Here is an 18,718-nt window from a genome sequence, read left to right as displayed (position 1 = left end):
GGCTTTAAGGCTCGTTTTATATTTACAAAATTTGTTATCTAAAGTTTTATTTCTGTTTTTTTGCCATTATAAGCAACACTCTTACTTAGGCCTGAAGGCAGTACAATAGTAAATTTTCTGTTTTGCAGCATTCCCGAATAAGATCCCTTACGATTCGCTATCGTAAGTTTTTTTGCAGTATCATTCCATAAAAACGCTATTTCTGTGTATTTCCCTTTTTCGTAGTTGTAGTTATCAAACTCATCTTCATACAGTGTAAATGTTCCATCAGCACCAGGATATATTCGTATTTCAAGATTGTCCCATTTTTTTTCAGTGGTATATTGAACCTTAGGCCCAAAAGGAAGAATTGCACCTGCTTTGATATAAAGTAGAATTTTATCAACAGCTGATTCAGATACAATTGTTTGTCCACCCTTGACATATGCATTAGTCCAGAAATTGTACCAATCGCTGCCGAATGGCAGATATACAGACCATTCTTTTACCCCATATTTAGTTACAGGAGCCACAAGGATTGAACGCCCAAACAAATACTCACTGCCGATATTGTGTGTTTTTTTATCAGATACAAAATCCATAATGAGCGGACGCATAAATGTCCCGTTGTTATTGCTGACATCCCAGGATGTGCTGTAAATGTAAGGAAGCAGGCTGTAACGTAGATTAATTGCTTTTTCCTGAGCATCAAAACACCACGTCCCGCGCTCACCGAAATTCCATATTTCGCGTGGAAGATCAGTTCCGTGAGAACGCATCATTGGACAAAAAGCACCGAACTGCATCCAGCGAACATACAATTCCTGAAATTCAGGATTTTTATTTCCACCATCTTTTTTCCAACCTCCTGCAAAGAATCCGCCAATATCGCTATTCCAGTTCGGAATTCCCATCAGAGTATAATTCAATGCTGCGGGAATTTGCTTCTCCAGCATGTCCCAGGAAGAAACTACGTCTCCGCTCCATGTATTGGAACCGTAAAGCTGCTGTCCTATAAATCCCGAACGCGTTAATATAACAGCTCTTTTATAGTCGTTGGCTTTACGCTGGTTAACGGCAATACCGCGATTGTGTAAAAGACTGTATGCATTCTTTACACTTCTATAACTGCCCAGATGGGTTGGAAGATTATAATCTGAGTCTTTTCGGTTGATGTGGTCAGGCTCTGTTGAATCAAGCCACCAGCCATCGTTTCCAATATAACTGAAGATGCCTTTGTTGAGATAACGCCAATAAATATCCAAAGCTTCCGGGTTATATACATCATAAGGTCTTGCACCGCTGTCTGGCGGCCAGGTATCAAAATTGATAATCATTTTTTTACTGTCAAATTCCTTACGTTGCTCTGTTTTGGGACCAAATCCAGGCCAGGTGACAATTAATAATTTTGCATTCAGCTTATGAATTTCGTCGGCCCATTTCTTCGGATTTGGAAATCTCTGCCTGTCAAAACTTTGTGAATTCCATAAACTGTCACTCTTATTGAATTCAGGCCAGTATCTCCAATCCTGGATAACCACATCTATGGGTATTTTGAGATCGCGGTATTTTTTTAAAACGTCCAGGCTCTCATCTTCTGTGTGATAACGTTCCTTACTTTGAAAAAAACCATAAGCCCATAAAGGAAGCATAGGTGCTTTACCAGTAAGATCACGGACTTGTGCTATAACACCGTCTGCGTTTTTACCATACATAAAATAATAATCTGCACAATGGCCCAGACCTTCGAAAGAAAGTTCCTGCGCATTATCGTTGAACTTAGAAATTGAATAATTATCCCAGAAAACAGCATAGCCTTTCACTGACATAAAATAAGGTGAATACGTCGACATGTTTTCATTCTGCATATGATGGGACGAATTACGTCGGCTGAATTTATTATCCATTATTTGTCCCACACCATAAACTGCTTCGTCACTGTCAAGCAAAAAACCTTCCCGTACGTTATAAGATAATGCTCCGGCATCATCTACAGCAGAAAACTGCGTGCCGAAATCCTTATCTTTAAGCAGGAGTTTTCCATTAGGGTCGTAGAAGCTTATACCGCCAGTTTCAGGATTAACTTCAACTTGTATCGAACTGCTCTCTAATAAAGTTTTATTTCCCTTTTGTGTGGTTTTAATCGATATCGTTTCGGGCGATTTAACCACAGAGAGACTTTTCTTATTGTATGGAAATCCTTGTGGAGTTTTAAACACACGTACAATATTGTTCGAATAGAACTCAATCTGAATATCCATATTCTGTGTTGCAAATTTTACCCCCTGTCTTGTTCCCTCAATAGATTGAGCATTTAAATTTACTGTTATGAAGACTGCAAGAGTCAGCATAAAACTGGTTGTTTTAGAAAATTTCATGGTTGTTTTATATTTTGGTATCTATAACATCAAAAGTATCCCGGAACTGCCAAATTTAAACAGCATTCATGTTGAAACAAATAACAATCATGTTGATTTCTTAATCATTTCTGCGTATTCAGAAGGTCGGCAGCTGTACATTTCCTGGAAGCATTTACTGAAATAGCTCGAGCTGCTGAAGCCAACTTTTTCTGTTATTTCTGAAATAGTGAGTTCGCCTTCAAGAATTAATCCTGCCGCTTTCTGTAAACGTATACTTCGAATAAACAAAGATGGTGGCTTATCTAGTAATGCAATCAATTTACGATAAAGCCCTGTCCGATCCATACAAAGGTCACGGCTTAGATGTTCAACAGAATAGTCAGGTATATCCAGATTTTTTTCTACCAGTTCTAAAGCTTTCGCTAAAAACATTTCATCAGCCCTGTTTTCATTCCTGCTTTCTCCCGATTGTACAGTTTGTAATTTTGTTTGCGCAATATAATTCTCCTTTTCTGTCTCCAGATATTTACATTGTTCTATTAGGTTCCGTATGCGAACTAACAAGATGTCCTCTCTGTGATTTTGTTCAAGTTTTTTACGGCTATAATAGAGAAAGGAATAAATTCCTGCACCAATCAATGCTGTGAAAAAAAGTATAAATAGTACATATGCCGAAGTAGTTTTCCACCATGGCGGCTTAATATTAATCCTTAACTCAGAAACCAAACCATTCCATTTTCGATTATTGCCTGAGGACATCACTAGAAATGTATATGCGCCGTGAGGAAGATTAGTGTATGAAGTTGTCAGAATACCATCATTTCTGTTTTCATTTCGTCCTCCCGTTGACGTTTCCCGCCAGTCATTGTCTATGCCCTTGAGCTGATACCTGTAATAAGTTTGAGAAGGGTTTTGATAGTTTAATGCTGAGAACTCGAAGGTCAGGAAATTCTGATCATATGAAAGTTCTATTTCTTTTGTGTATGGAGCTGCGATAGGCATAATAATTCTCCCATCATATCGGGCACCTGGTTCTATTTTTTCTCCTTTTAAGAATAAATTTGTAAAAACGGGTTTAAAAGGTAGTTTTTCCGATGATACATGGTTTGTTTTTAATGTATTAAAACCGTTAATGCCTCCAAAATATAATGTTCCGTCCACAGCCTCAAATGCTGCTCCATTAGAATACTCTCCCTGTAACGTTCCTTCATCTGAACCGAAAGTAGTGAAACTAATTTTTTTGTTTACAGCATCTATTTGCAGTTTTGTTATTCCATAACTTGTTGTTATCCAAATATTATGATAACGATCTTCTATTATAGCATGTACAAAATTATTGGACAACCCGTCTTTTGTATAAAAAATCTTTTCTTTTTTGTCTTCAGGGTAAAAAAGTTTTAACCCGTCCTGCGTTCCTCTCCATTCCCAGCCGCGTACATCCTTAAGAAATGCAGTTTCGTTATTGATTCCGGTAAAAGTACTTGCATTATGGAGCTTTCTTAATATTTCCAATGGTACTGACGAGGGTTGTATAAGGGTCAATTTATCATTTTGACGCGAGGAAGCATAATGATAAATAACCGCACCTGCTTTAATGTAAATATTTCCATTTTTGTCTTCTGCAAATGACTGCACCATAATATCTCCCCTTTCCTCTGACTGGAAACCGGATCGTCCAATATGTTTGAACTTGTAACGGGAAGGATGATAATACAGGAGCCCCTGATTCAAAGTTCCCAACCACAAGCCACCTTGTTTATCATAAAAAAGCGTACTTATCTCGGTCTTCAAAATACTTCCATCTACTTTTTTAAGTGTTGGAAAATATTGTTTTTGTTCGCTGTGGCAGTTAATTATCCAGATCCCATTAGTACAACTGATATAGGCAATATCATCTTTAGTAACCGCCAGAGTATTTAAAGTATAGGAGGTCTCAAGGATTTTTTTCCAAATTCTTTTTTGAGCATCAAAGAAGAAAAAACCGCCTTTAGATCCGTTGCGTAATTGATAAAAGCCATTCTTCCCTTTTACCACCATAGAAGTAAAATTGAACAAATCATGTTGCGAGGAAGGATAAGCGGCACTGCTGTATAGTTTCTTTCCTGTTTTTAAATCATAACAAACCACCTCGCCACTGCTGAAGAATAGATATAAGATGTTATTTTGAGTATCCAGATCCTGCAATTGGCCATGATTCACTTTTATATCTATAAAATCAGAAGAATTATATTTCCATAATCTGCCGGAAGACAGAAACCACAGCTGTTTGCCTGAATCCAGAAAAAGATCTTCAGCAGATTTTTTAAATCCTTTTTTCTTAAAATAAATATCAAGGTCTGGTACGTATTTTTCTGTACGAAGATCAACACACATTAATTTGTGTGTATCTTTAATCCATAGAAGAGAATCTTTTCCCTGATAAATTCGATAGAAGCCATTGTAACCTTTAAGAGGATAAATATGACGTGTATTATGGTGGATATACTTAAAGTGTTCTCCATCATAAAGATTTATATTACCGCTGGTTTTAAAAACCATCCTTCCGTCAGAAAGCTGTAGAATAAAACGTATTTGATTATCACTTAGTCCATCTGAAACATTGATTGGAGAAAAAACCAAATCGCTGGTCTGGCCGGCCGCAGAGCTTAAAAAAATCAGGCAAATTATTACAATCTTAACTATATCATTCATTCTACTTATTCATTTCGCTTCTGTGTCAATTAAACTTTTAAATAATGTAACTTTCTACAAGGTAAATTTTTAATGAAACAATAAAGCCTGAAAAAGTATTTTTCGTACTTAGTCATCATTAATACTCATTTTAATACTCAAAATTAAATTTAAAATTTTTAGCTGATAATTATTCATCTACCTGATATTTTTTATTCAAAAAGCCTCGCCTCTTATCACGTTAGTTAACGAACTGAAAACATTTTTTACATTTAACTGCTTTATTATGTGGATAGTTATTAGTAAATATATAAAATCTATTGTGTATAAAATAGTATTGGATAGAATGACATTAAAATAAGGTTTTGCGGAGCCTCTTTCTCACAATCAAACTAAAAAACGAAAAAGCTCCAGATTTCTCTGAAGCTTTGTTTTTAGTAGCGAGTGAGAACTAAATTCGAACTATCTGTGTTTAATAAATTATAAATATTCATAATTTTTTGAACCCTTCTCTCTAAGCTCTTATCCTCTTTTTGCTATATAATTTTAAATAGGTCTTTTGTAAACCGTTACATCATCTACCCACATCATTACAGATGAAAATAAGTTAATTTTATTAGGGTCTATAAAATTAGAGTCTTTAGATCCCACATTCATATTGAAAATAATCGAATGTGTTCCAAAATTATTGAAATTTAGATTGGCTACACTACTATTCGTGTATGTTGCAACAGTTATATTGTCCACCTTTATGGTTACGGTTACGACATTGTTTTGCATTTTCCAGAAGGATTCATATAAGTGCCATCCGTTATTTCCGTTTAGATTAAAATTACCAGGATAGTTTCTTTCAGCAGAGTTTCCGAGTTGGTTTGTTCCGGAAGTAGTTCCATAAAAAATATTGGAAGTATAACGGCTTGCATTAGGCGCAAAAGAGTAGCCTTCCAGAATATCAATTTCTCCCTTAGTTGGCCATGCATTTTGCTGTACAGACCAAAAAGCCGGCCATGCACCGTAAGTATCTGAGAAAGATTTGTAGGTTCCGCCCTCCATCGCTATTAATTTAATATTAGCAGAAAGCATATACTCTGTATTGTTTTCTGGTTTGTATTGGTAATGAGACGTAATGAAACCAGATTGATATTTGTATGTGCTCAGTTTTGTAGTCTTGATTTCTAAACATTGTCTTCCGTCCCTCAATTGCGTAGTTGGCACTGAACTATTATAGTCGCAATACCAGGAATTATAATCCGCTCTTTGCTCTTTTGTCCATTGTGATAAATTAGAGCCGACATTGAATGTGTCTTCAAATTGTTTCACCCAGGGTGCAGCGGCTATTTTACCTGTACTTTTAGAGTTATTTACACTTGCTAATTGTGCTTCTTCCAATACAGGAGTTGTACTATCTGAGCAGGATGCAAATCCTAAAACACAGGATAATGCTAATGATAACAAATTTAATTTTTTCATAATTTTTTGTGGTTAATTAATAGTATAGTAAAGTATTATGCTTTAAAATTTAATCTAAACCTTCGAGAAATCCGGTATGCGAACTTTTAATAGTAAAATTGGAATCATACAGCAAAGGCCAGTCATTTCCAACGTGGTTAAGATCTGTACTATATGGAATCCAGGATTCATTATCCTTCATTCCCCAAACCGTTAAAGCGTATTTATTAGCTGCAGGAAGTGCATTATATATTTTTACCATTTCCTTATATTTCTCTTTTTGAGCCAGCCTTCTTTCATTTGTAAAAGTAGAGATGTCGTTAAATTGATTTACTTGTATATCTAATTCCGAAACGTGAATTTTTAATCCTTTTGCCACCGCTCTGTTAAGGTCCGTTTCTATTTGCGTTTTGGTTGGACTTAAATACGTATTATGCATTTGGAAACCAAGACCATCAATAACATTGCTTGCTTTTAAATCATCTACAATACTAAAAACTTTATCCTGTTTTGCGATATTAGTTGAAGTTGCATAATCATTATAAAACAATAATAAGTTTTTATCACCAGCCGTATTTGCTGCATTTCTGGCCCATTGAAAACAATCTTTTACATAGTTTGGCCCCATGCGTTTCAGGAAAAGAGTATTTCTCATGTTACCACCATTATCATCTACTGCTTCATTTACCACATCCCAGGATTTTACTTTCCCGGCATAATGGGTAACCACATCAGTAATGTATTTTTTTACTTCTGCTGCAAATTCAGTATCAGTTCCGGCAAAATCAGTTAACCATTTTGGTACTGAATTATGCCATACTAAAGCATGACCATGAACATTGATACCGTTTGCATTTCCGTAAGCCACAATTTTATCCGCTGTAGTCCAGTTATAAACACCGCTGGAAGTAGAAATCTGGTCCATTTTCATTTCATATTCAGCTGAAATACTGCTAAATTCATTTTTTAAAATCAAATCATAAGGACTTCCCGTAGTTAACTGCGAAGCCTTTATTGCCATACCAACAAAAAATGGGTTTGCAACTTTATTTGCTTTTACTTTCAAAAAAGTAGGATCTTCAGGAATAGTACTGGAACCTGTAGTCACCACACTAATAACATTTGAATAATCCGAAATTTGCGTCTCTGATTTGGCTCTCACTCTGTAATAATACTGAGTGCCTCCTTTTAAACCAACTACAACTTCATTTAAATCAGTAACTTCTTTTGAATTGTAGTTCGGCACAAAAGTTGCAAAACTTTCGATGGTAGAAACATCCAGAAGATAGCTTTTAGAATTGGAAACATAATTCCATTTCGCTTTAAAACCGCCGTCGTTCACATCTTTTGGTGCGTTGGCTACGGGAGTTTCTAAATTATCAGCAACTTCGTTATCGTCTTTAGAACAGGCACTCATAAAAAAGAAGAGGCTGGTGAGTACTAGTAAAAATTTAATTTTCATACTGTTTTTTATTATAGAATATTCTCCTGGCTGGAGAATACGCTTATTTATGGTTTCTGTTTTATTATTTATTGTATGATTGACTTTTATAAAGAGGCTGCTTTTAACGACAACCTCTTTTTTTAATCAAAGCATACAACCCTCGATTATTGGTAACGAATCTTGATATTATCAAATTTAATTACACTAGGATTTGGGGTATCTCCCTGAGCGATTCCTACCTTGATTTCATTAACTTTAGAAGCATCCAACGTAGCAGCTGAATTTGAACCAAAGCCATAATTATCTTTAAAATCAGCCAATAATATTGTTTTGGTTGTCCAATTGATATCGGTTACTTTAAAATTATAACCATAGTTTTTACCATCAATAGTATTTAATTGTATGGCAAATTGAGCACCAATTACGTTGGCACTTACATCAATATCTATAAAAGTTTTTGTTGCATCAGTATTAGTTGCACTTAGAAAATTAGTTCCACCTCCACCGCTGCTTCCGTTATAGCCATTAGCTGTTGAGCCAGACCATGCAAGTGTTGCGTAACTACCTGCTGGGCCGCCTGCAGTATTGGCGTTAAAACTATCAATATCGCCATACGCGCTCCAACTAGATCTGGCGCCATTTCCATCAAAATCAGATACAAGAATTAATGTGGCAAATTCTATTGTTTTTTTTGCCATACCTCCCGGTGTCGTAATTACCAACTCTGAACCGGAGACTGCATTTGCCGGTAAACCGATAATGATTGAAGAAGATGAATTAACAGAATAACTAACCGCCTTTCCCGCTAATGTGATCGAAGAAACATTATAAAACCAGGTACCTTCAATTTCTAACGGGAAACCCGGAGTCGCTACAGCCGGAATTGTTTTTACAATAGTAGGAGTCGGTTGTAATATCTCAATGTTTTTTGTAAATGAACCAGCAGCAGTAACAAATGTAATGGGTTGTACTCCAAATCTGCTCCCTAGTTTTTCATCAAAAGGAATCGTAAAAATAAACGCCCTGTCTGAATTATAATTAGGATTGAAACTGATATTAATTTTATTATCCAGCGTAATTTTTTTAAGTCCCGTTAATCCCTGACCTTCCGCTCTAACTTTATTTAATGGAAAAGCCTGATTAAGTAAATCTCCGGGTTCAGCAACCATTGCATCTATATTTGCAGTAGCCACATTATCATCATTTTGACAAGCTGTAAAAGAAGCCAGTGCCAAAAGAATTATAATTCTATATTTTATTTTATTGATCATAGTATAAAAATTAATTGAAGTTAAAAGGAACCGGAGCCTCTAATAATGATGGATTGGTATCAATTGCAGATTGTGGTAATGGCAATTCAAAATAATTACTTCCAGGAGTTATTTTTCTGGAAACCAATTCCGTTCTGGCATCATCAGAATAAAAACCAACTTCCTGCTGTGAAATAATTGCTGTTGCTTCAGCCAGACCTCGGCGTTTTAAATCAAAGAAGTACTGTCCTTCAAGTGCAAATTCAACTCTTCTTTCATTAAACACATCATCTCTGGTCAATACCGTTTTGGTTGGTAATCCCGCTCTTAATCTCACTTCATTAAAAGCGCTTAAAGCAGCTGCAGAAGTAGTCGAACCTGCTCCGGCCAAAATCGCTTCGGCATGCATTAATAAAACATCAGAATATCTTAATATAATTGTGTTTTGTGATGTTCTCATAAAAAACACGTCGTTTCTCTCGGCTGCAGAACCCACAATGTACTTTCTAAAATTAGCTCCTGTAGAAGAAAGGATTTTTTTGTATGTGAAACCACCCTGATTTTTTAATAATTCAGGATAAAAATCACCATCAGTCATAATCGTGTTCTTTTTTCTTGTATCCTTTGGCTCAAATCCAGCTTGTAGTGAGATAGAAGGCAGGTAAACTCCCCAACCGTCACCACCTCCTGTTATTCCTGTACCTCCCGGAACTATATAAGCCTGATTTGTGTTTTGCGTTCCCCATTCTGTAGCAATCGCTTTCCATTGTAAGGCAAACATACTCTCTGCACTATTATTATTTTCAGGGCTGCTAAATAGGTTTCCGTAATCCTGAATTAAAGTATATTGGTTTCCGATAATTTTCTGGGTTAAAGCAGAACTTTCAGCATATTCATTTAAGGTTAAATGCACTTTTGCAAGAATACCCATAGCAGCATATTTAGTTACATACCCTTTTTTTAATGCCCTTTCAGGTAGATTTTGAACCGCATATTCTAAATCTTGTTTTATAAATTTATAAACATCTGAAATAAGATTTCTTTTTGGTTGTGCCGCAGAACCAGCTTTATTAATGATAGGCACAGCTCCAAAAGTTCTAACAAGATAGAAATAAGCATTGGCTCTCATAAATCTTGATATTGCTATAGCATTTTTATAAGAGGCTTCAGGCAATTCGCTTTTTCTTTCTTCCACTAAACTCATTAGGTTATTGGACTGATCGACAACCGAAAATAACGAAACATATCCTTCTGTAAGGATTGGGTTTTGGGAGGTTACCTGGGCATCCTTAAATTGAGCGTAGGCACCGTCAAATGAAAAAGCGTTTCCTGCATACATATCTCCTACAGCAATCAGGAATTTATCATTAAAGGCAAACCACGGCTTAAAGTACAAACTCTCAGCGATTCCATCAAAAGCGGTAACTCCTTCGGGTAAATCGGCGGGGGTTAATTGGTTTTCAGATGGTGCATCCAAAAAATCATCTGAACAGGAAAATAAAGACAGCAATGGTATTAGCATTCCCATCATAAAAAGTTTAAAAAGTTTTTTCATAACTATTTTTTTTATGTTAACGATTATGAATCATTAAGTTAAATGTGTGTTTTATAAATCTTAGAACTCTAAATTCACTCCTACAGAAGTTGTTCTTGGTACAGGATATCTCCCTAAATCAATACCGCTTAGCGTTATATTTTGATCTAAATTTCCTAAAGCAGGATCAAAACCGGAGTATTTAGTAAACGTGTATAAATTTTGAACATTTGCGTATAATCTAATTTTAGAGAAAATAGATTTTTCGAATATCTTCTCTGGTAAATCGTAGCTCAATGAAACATTCTGAATTCTTAAATAAGAACCATCTTCAACAAATCGATTCGAGATTCTGCCGTTACCGTTTGGATCATTAAGTGTGATTCTCGGAACATCCGTGTTTTCGTTTACTCCAGGTTCAAAAGCCCGCAGAGCCTCTGTACTAACATTTCCAAAGCGATCTCCAAATCCCGGATAAATACCATCTGTATAATGGCGCGTAAAGTTGTAAATCTGGTTCCCCTCACTTCCGGTTAAAACAACAGATAAACTAACATTTTTGTATTTAAAATTATTGGTAAATGAATATGTAAAATCAGGAATTGCATCTCCTATGGCTGCCTGGTCTTTACTATCGATTTTTCCATCACTGTTAAGATCCTTAAAACGAATATCTCCAATTCCGGTTCCTGCTTCCTGAGTTGGTCCTGCAGCTAATTCGGTAGCATTTTTAAATAACCCATCGGTAACATAACCATAAAATTGGCCTACCGGCTGCCCTTCTGTTGTTCTGGTAACGTTATATAAATCGAATTGTACTTTTCCTAACAGTGATTTGCCCTGACCCTGAAAACTGGTCAGCTCATTGTTGTATTTAGATAGAATAATGGTGCTGTCCCATGTAAAATTAGTGGTAGCAATATTTCTTGTATTCAATGTAAATTCGACTCCTTTAGTTACAATTTCACCTGTATTCAGGTAGTAATTAAGTGCACTTTGATTCGATTCATCGTTGATTTGTTTGGTCAGGAAATCTGAAGAATTTTTAATATAATAGTCAAAATCTATTTTTACTCTGTTATTAAATAATCCTAGTTCAAAACCAGCATTGAAAGATTTAAGGGATTCCCATTTAATATCCGGATTACCTAAATTATCGATTGTTGGAGATACACCTCCAAATGGAGATGAAAGTAACGTCAGGATAGTTTGATATCTATTTGCCGGAATATTTTGATTTCCCACCAGACCGTAACCTGCCCTGAATTTTAAATAGTTTACAGTATTTGACAAAGGCTCAAAGAACTTCTCGTTACTTACTGTCCATCCTCCAGAAAATGATGGGAAATATCCCCATTTGTTATTAGGCCCAAAGTTTGATGAAGCATCTGCTCTTAAAGAAGCAGAAAAAGAATATCTGTCAGAAAAGCTATAGTTTAATCTCGAAATATAAGATGCCATAGACCATCTGCCAGAACCATTACCGTTTACTGCTGTATCAATATCACCAATGTTTAAGTTTGTAAAATCTTTACTTAAAAACTCACCCGTTCTGTAACCGCTTAGATATTCATAACGGCTTTCCTGCGCTTCCTGGCCTAATAAAAAAGTAAAATTGTGTTTATCGTTTATCGTTTTATTATACGTCAGATAGTTTTTAATGTTCCAATAATAGCTTTGATCCTGTTGTTTGAATGATTTGTTTAAAAGTTCAGACACATTTCCTAAGGTATATTTAGGTGCAAAGGCACTGCTTTTTGAAAAATTCAGATCATATCCTAATTCAGATCTAAAAACTAATCCTTTGATAATCGTAAAATCAGCAAATAAATTACCATTAATCTTAAATCTTTCTGTAGTAGAATTATTGTATTCTGACAAAGCTATTGGGTTAGTTGCTTCATTTGCCGAAGACCCTAAACCACTTGTTGGTCCTGCATAAGAACCATCGGCATATCTAACCGGTAATTCAGGAGATTGTCTTAAGGTGTTCATCACTAAACCACCTCTGTCATCGTTTCTTACTACCTGTTGAGACGACTTACTTACCGATATGTTATTACCAATCTTCAGCCACGATTTAACATTAGAATCTACATTTAATCGCATAGATAATCTGTTAAAATCTGAATTTAAAACAATTCCTTCCTGATCGAAATAATTTAAAGAGGTGTAGTAACGTGTTCCTTCTTTTTCACCAGAGAATGAAAGCTGGTGATTATACATTGTAGCTGATCTAAAAAGTTCATTCTGCCAGTTTGTTCCATTTCCTAATAAGTCAGGTTTTTGATATTGAAAAGGAACAGGCTCGCCGTTTAATTTGAAAATTTTTGCCTGATACGCAGCATATTGCGGTAAGTTCAAAACATCAACGGTATTGGTTACTTCCTGGGTACCCAAATAAGTTTCATAGGTAAACTTTGATTTTCCTTTTTTCCCTTTTTTGGTTGTAATCAAAACGACACCATTGGCTCCATTTGCACCATATATTGCTGTTGCCGACGCATCTTTTAAAATATCAATAGTTTCGATATCCGAAATATTCAAACCAGACAAAGCAGAATTTTTAGTCTGTCCGCTTCCGCCGCCTAATGCGCTGAATGAAAAAGAGTCGTTGTTTTTATCCGCAAAAACAGGCGTTCCGTCAATAACGTATAAAGGTTCATTACCGTTAATAGAAGTAATTCCTCTAATTTGAACAGAGATTCCACCTCCGGGAGTACCTGAATTTTGAGTAACGTTTACACCTGCAGCTTTACCTACAAGGGCCTGATCGATAGAAGTAAATGGTTTGTCCTGAATTTCAGAAGCTTTAATAGAGGAAACGGCACCATTTATATCTTTTCTTTTTGAAGTTCCGTATCCTATCACCACGACCTCATTTAATTTTTCAAGGTCATTGACCATTACCACCTGCATGACTGCTTTTGTATCTGCCGGCAGTATTAAATTTTTATATCCTACGTAAGTAAAAAGCAATGTCGTTTTTGGTTCGACATTGTTTAAGACAAAACTACCGTCAAAATCAGTGACAGTTGCGTTTTTTGTTCCTTGTACTATTACACTAACACCTGGCAGGCTGGTTCCTCCTGATGTTACTTTACCTTTAACAGTTTGAGCAAAGAAAAAATTTCCCCACATACATACTATTAAACACAATAGTTTTTTTAATGTTCTTTTCTGCATAAAATTTGGTTGTTAGTTTAAGTTAAATAATTAGTTGTTTTTAGTTTGTAAAAACATTTAAGGGGTTGTTTTTATCAGGCTCATTATTTTGAGTTATGACGTTAAACTATTTCTTAAATATTTCTTAACGAAAGTAAAATCTAGAGGGGTGCGAGTGTAGAACAGATGAAGCAAATCATGCACCATTTGATGCAAAAACAACATCTCAGCCTCCTGTATTAGTGAAAAACCAGCTTAAACCATAAAACCACCAGTGAAGCATTGCTAAAAAAACCGGAAATAAAATATACTTTAAAAAAATAAATTGTAGTAATTTTATTAAAAACGCAAGTTTTTAATAAAATTCAAAAACAAAAATTTTCATGTAATAGTCTGACAAAAAAAAAGCCCCGATTAAAAAATCGGGGCTTTGTAAATTATATTGAGCCTTAATGACTCTCTTTACTCTTTACTCTTTACTCTCTCTTTACTCTTTACTCTTTACTCTTTACTCTTTACTCTTTACTCTTTACTCTTTACTCTTTACTCTTTACTCTTTACTCTTTACTCTTTACTCTTTTGATGAGGAAGGTGCCCGTATTTAATTTTATAACATTTGGCGAAATAGGAAGGCGTTGTAAATCCTACTTTATAACTAATCTCATTGATATTAACATTTTTATTGCCTTGTTCAAGCAATTGCTTTGCTTTTTCTAATCGTACATTTCTAATAAACTCATTTACCGATACACCCGTTAGTGTTTTTATTTTTCGATACAATTGACTCCTGCTCAGAAAAACTTTAGAAGAAAGCAACTCTACACTTAAGTCAGATTCACTCAGGTTTTCATTAATAAAATGAAGAATTTTTTGAATGAAATCATTGTCTAAAGAGGTTGTTTTTTCTTTCCCGTCTTTTGTAATACCTGTGTAAAATTTCTTAAACATGATTTGCCTGCTTGTAATAAGCTGCGCGAGACTGGATTTTAAAATATCCAATTCAAATGGTTTGCTCAAATACATATCAGCACCAGAATCTATTCCTTCAAGCCTGTCATTTACCATTGCTTTTGCAGAGAGCATTAATAACGGAATATGACTTGTTTTTAAATCTCCTTTTATATTTTTACAGAATTGCAAACCATCCATTACTGGCATAATAACATCGGTAATTATGATATCCGGTAGTTTCTGAACGGCAAGTTCGTAGCCTTTTTTACCATTTTCGGCTGTAATGACTTTATATAATTTACTTAGTTCCTGTTTTAGATAATTCCTTAATTCAAGATTATCCTCCACAATCAAAACAGTATATGCTTTTGCAGTATCTTCTTCTATAATCTCTATCGCTGGCTCATTAGTAATCTCTTCATCATCCGTTTGCTTTTTATTCGATTCAAAGAAGAATTTATTTTTGTTTTTTTCTAGCTCAAAAATCTCATCTACTATTTCATTTTCCTTATAAAAAGATTTACCTAAAGGAAATGTTACCATGAATTTTGTTCCTTCTCCCGGTTTACTTTCAACATCAATCCTTCCTTTATGCAGCTCCACAAATTCTTTGACCACTTCTAAGCCAATTCCTGTGCTTCCGTAGTAATCTTTATTGAGGTTATTAACCTGATAAAACCGATCAAAAATTCTTTTCAAATCTTCTTTGTGGATTCCTGAACCTGTATCTGTAATTGTTATTGAAAAGGATGGAATTTTATTTCCATTTATTATCAATGCATTATCATGATCTAATTTATCTACAGCAATAGCAATAAAGCCGTCATCGGGGGTAAATTTGAAAGCATTTGAAATGATGTTAAATATTATTTTTTCCAGCATCTTAGGATCTAACCAATCTTCAAGCTCCTCAAGTGATGATTCAAAATCGATAGTTATGTTTCTCGCAGCAGCTTCCTCATCAAAATAGCCTATAATTTCTTTTACAAATGCGATCACTTCAATTTTTTTAACCTGAAGGAAAACTTTGTTAAACTCTAATTTATTAAAATCCATGAGCTCATTGATAAGCCTTGAAAGCCTGTCTGAGCTTTTGTGTACGATTTTTAATTTATTATGTATTTCACGAGATACATTCTTACTTCTTAAAATATCTTCCAGAGGGTTAATAATCAGAGTTAGTGGTGTTCTGAATTCATGCGAAATATTAGTGAAAAACTGTAATTTCTTATTATTTAATTTCTCTAGCTGAATCGTTTTTTCTCTTTCTAAAATTATGGACTGTCTGGCTTTAAAACGATTTTGATAAATCTTGTTGAAATATATAATCAGGAAAACTAAAATAGAGGCGTATATTAAATAGGCCCAAAAGGTTTTCCACCAAGGCGGCAGGATTTTTATTTTTAGTTCTAACTGAACATTGCTCCAGGAACCATCTGCATTGGCCGATTTTACTTTAAATACATAATTACCGGGCTCCAGATTGGTGTAGGTAGCTGTTCTGTTATTCCCTACGTAATTCCAGTCTTTTTCAAAACCTTCAAGGTAGTAGGCATATTTGTTTTTTTTAGAATAATTGTAGTTAATGCCCACATATTCGATCGTAAAAACGGATTGTGCATGATTGAGCGTAATTTCTTTTGTCTGTGAAATTACCTTGGTTAACGGTGAGCCGTCTTCATTTGGTTTTACGGATTTGTTGAATAATTTGAAATCACTGAAATATAAGCTCGGTGCTTTTTCTGCTTTTTTAATTTCATTCGGATTGAAATAGTTTACTCCCTCGTAACCACCAAAATACAGCTCGCCATTTCCATCTTTAAAAACCGCATTATTATTAAAATCGTTGTCAATAAGTCCATCATCTTTATTAAAATTGGTGCTTTGTTTGTTTTTAAAATCGAGTTTTGTTAATCCGGATCCACCACTTATCCATAAAGATCCATTGTTATCAGAAATTATAGCCCGTACTGATTTCTCTTCAAAACCCGGAAAATCATCATAATTAGAAAATATCTTATTTTTTTTATTGTAACTAAAAAGTCCTTCACCATCTGTCCCTATCCATATTTTTTTATCATTAGATTCATAAATTGATAAAATGGTCTGAATACTATTATACTTCGTCTTATCCCTGAACATTTGATCCCTCATATTTATCACTCTAAAACCGGAGTCCGTATTTAAGTTTACCTGATATAGTCCCAGGATTGTTCCCACCCACAAAATATTATCAGAGTCTACAAAAACTTTACGAATAAAAGCTTTATCTAAAGCGTTTTCTGCAAAGGGTTTAGTGTTACAATGCACAAATGTGCTGTTCTTATTGTCAAAATAATGAAGCCCTTTTATGAAAGTTCCAATCCAAATTCGGCCTCCTGAATCTTCAGAAAAACTAAAAATCCGATTCGATTTTAATCCTGGTGTATTTGCTGTATTGTAGTTTGTGAATCTGGTAGTTCCATTTTTCAAAAAGTATATGCCACGATCCCAGCTTCCTACCCAGATATTTTGTTTACTATCTATGAATATAGTCTGAATATCAACAGCATCAAGACCGGAATAGTAATTTTGGTTATTTTTGTTAACGTGGATATAACTTTTATCAGTAAGATTATAAATATCAAGTCCCCCTCCTTCATTACTTATTAAGAGATTGCCTTTTTTATCTTTTATAACTGAAGTTACATAACTGGTCTGCAAAGAATTATCATTATTCACAAGTGATTCAAGTGAATTAAATTTATTATCAGGCTTATCAAATACACCAAGTCCTTTATTGAAATAGCCTAACCAGAGTCTTTTTTCCTTGTCTTCGTACAAGGACCAAACGGAATTCGATTTTAAACTGAAATTATTGTATTTACTGTGCAAATATTTTTGCAGTACTTCTCCTTTATAATTTACAACTAATAATCCATCATTTTCTGTACCACAAAGTATATAATCGTGACTGCTTTCTATAATAGATAAGATTTTATTTTTGGTGATAAAAAAATTCTCAAATTGATAGTTATCTGTTTCAGGTTTAATTTTTATCAACCCGTTTTCAGTCGTTCCCAGCCATAAATATCCAAATTTATCTATCACAAGATTTTCTATATCGTCTAATAAAGGTTCTCTTTTAAACTTGTCTTTATAAACCTGCTTCACTTTTCCGTTTAGATCGATTTCCAAAAGGCCATAATTGGTTCCTAAATAAATAATTCCCTGTTTATTTTTTACCGAACATTTTATTAAAAAATTTGGTTTTTCCAGGACCCTGGAGTGAACTAAAGAAGCTTTTAATGTTTTTATATTAAGTTTAAATATTCCAAAACCATAAGCCCCTAAGATGAGGTCGCCGTTATTATCTTCAATGATTGTTTTGACCGTAATTGGCTGTTCATAACCTTTTACAATCGCATCCTGAATATTAATTTTAGTAAAATTATCCAGATCTCTATTGTATAAACACAAACCTTCATCTGTACCAATCCATAAGTTATTTTTAGAATCAATAAAAGTTGCATAAATAAAGTTACTGTTTACTGAACCTGGTTTTTTATCATGTTTGTATCCAAAATAATTTACCCCGTCATATCGATATAGACCTGCGCCGTTTGTACCTATCCAAATAAAACTATTGTTATCCTGAATAATAGAAGAAATAGCCCTTTTTGAAGTCGTTTCCTGTATGCTTCTAAATTGGTAGTTTTCAAATTTATCCTGAGAAAACAAACAATTTATTAGCCCAAAGCAGCATAGAAGAATATATTTGATATTTTTCATTTACATTTTAATATTTTTTATCAACTTTATTTGAAATAAAATTTACAAGTGATTTTATTGAGTCATATCTAAAACAATATTAATAAAACTAAACAGAACACTTACTTTTTTTATCCAGATTTACCATATTGCTAAAAACCTGAGC

General features: G+C 34.4%; 8 protein-coding genes. All 8 read right to left on the bottom strand.

Going from position 1 to position 18,718, the window contains the following annotated elements; all coding sequences use genetic code 11:
• Positions 1–38: 38 nt before the first annotated feature.
• On the bottom strand, positions 39–2,357 hold the full coding sequence (locus ASC72_RS04825; RefSeq protein ID WP_056187633.1) for a TIM-barrel domain-containing protein: 2,319 nt from the start codon (positions 2,355–2,357) through the stop codon (positions 39–41).
• Positions 2,358–2,444: 87 nt separating this feature from the next.
• On the bottom strand, positions 2,445–5,030 hold the full coding sequence (locus ASC72_RS04820; RefSeq protein WP_082564233.1) for a helix-turn-helix domain-containing protein: 2,586 nt from the start codon (positions 5,028–5,030) through the stop codon (positions 2,445–2,447).
• A 525-nt stretch (positions 5,031–5,555) separates the two neighbouring features.
• Complete coding sequence (locus tag ASC72_RS04815) at positions 5,556–6,479, bottom strand: glycoside hydrolase (protein ID WP_056187631.1); 924 nt, start codon at positions 6,477–6,479, stop codon at positions 5,556–5,558.
• Positions 6,480–6,528: 49 nt separating this feature from the next.
• On the bottom strand, positions 6,529–7,920 hold the full coding sequence (locus ASC72_RS04810; RefSeq protein ID WP_056187628.1) for an endo-1,4-beta-xylanase: 1,392 nt from the start codon (positions 7,918–7,920) through the stop codon (positions 6,529–6,531).
• Positions 7,921–8,066: 146 nt separating this feature from the next.
• Positions 8,067–9,173 carry a hypothetical protein gene (locus ASC72_RS04805; RefSeq protein ID WP_056187625.1) on the bottom strand — a complete coding sequence of 369 codons (1,107 nt, stop codon included), beginning with the start codon at positions 9,171–9,173 and terminating at the stop codon, positions 8,067–8,069.
• A gap of 10 nt (positions 9,174–9,183) precedes the next feature.
• Complete coding sequence (locus ASC72_RS04800; RefSeq protein WP_056187623.1) at positions 9,184–10,707, bottom strand: RagB/SusD family nutrient uptake outer membrane protein; 1,524 nt, start codon at positions 10,705–10,707, stop codon at positions 9,184–9,186.
• A 60-nt stretch (positions 10,708–10,767) separates the two neighbouring features.
• Entirely contained in the window at positions 10,768–13,872 is a 3,105-nt protein-coding gene (locus ASC72_RS04795; RefSeq protein ID WP_056187620.1) for a TonB-dependent receptor, read from the bottom strand.
• Between the two features lie 543 nt (positions 13,873–14,415).
• A complete protein-coding gene (locus ASC72_RS04790) occupies positions 14,416–18,573 on the bottom strand; it encodes a two-component regulator propeller domain-containing protein (RefSeq protein ID WP_056187617.1) in 4,158 nt (1,385 codons plus the stop codon).
• Positions 18,574–18,718: the final 145 nt, after the last annotated feature.

The sequence above is a fragment of the Flavobacterium sp. Root420 genome (genome assembly GCF_001427905.1).
In the GTDB taxonomy this organism is placed as follows: Bacteria; Bacteroidota; Bacteroidia; order Flavobacteriales; family Flavobacteriaceae; genus Flavobacterium.
The sequence above is the reverse complement of the archived record's forward strand: the minus strand, read 5'-3'. Positions and strand labels throughout refer to the sequence as shown.

Excerpts from the sequence above, each read along its gene's own strand:
- ASC72_RS04825 (WP_056187633.1), bottom strand. The coding sequence starts at position 2,357 with ATGAAATTTTCTAAAACAACCAGTTTTATGCTGACTCTTGCAGTCTTC.
- ASC72_RS04820 (WP_082564233.1), bottom strand. The coding sequence starts at position 5,030 with ATGAATGATATAGTTAAGATTGTAATAATTTGCCTGATTTTTTTAAGC.
- ASC72_RS04815 (WP_056187631.1), bottom strand. The coding sequence starts at position 6,479 with ATGAAAAAATTAAATTTGTTATCATTAGCATTATCCTGTGTTTTAGGA.
- ASC72_RS04810 (WP_056187628.1), bottom strand. The coding sequence starts at position 7,920 with ATGAAAATTAAATTTTTACTAGTACTCACCAGCCTCTTCTTTTTTATG.
- ASC72_RS04805 (WP_056187625.1), bottom strand. The coding sequence starts at position 9,173 with ATGATCAATAAAATAAAATATAGAATTATAATTCTTTTGGCACTGGCT.
- ASC72_RS04800 (WP_056187623.1), bottom strand. The coding sequence starts at position 10,707 with ATGAAAAAACTTTTTAAACTTTTTATGATGGGAATGCTAATACCATTG.
- ASC72_RS04795 (WP_056187620.1), bottom strand. The coding sequence starts at position 13,872 with ATGCAGAAAAGAACATTAAAAAAACTATTGTGTTTAATAGTATGTATG.
- ASC72_RS04790 (WP_056187617.1), bottom strand. The coding sequence starts at position 18,573 with ATGAAAAATATCAAATATATTCTTCTATGCTGCTTTGGGCTAATAAAT.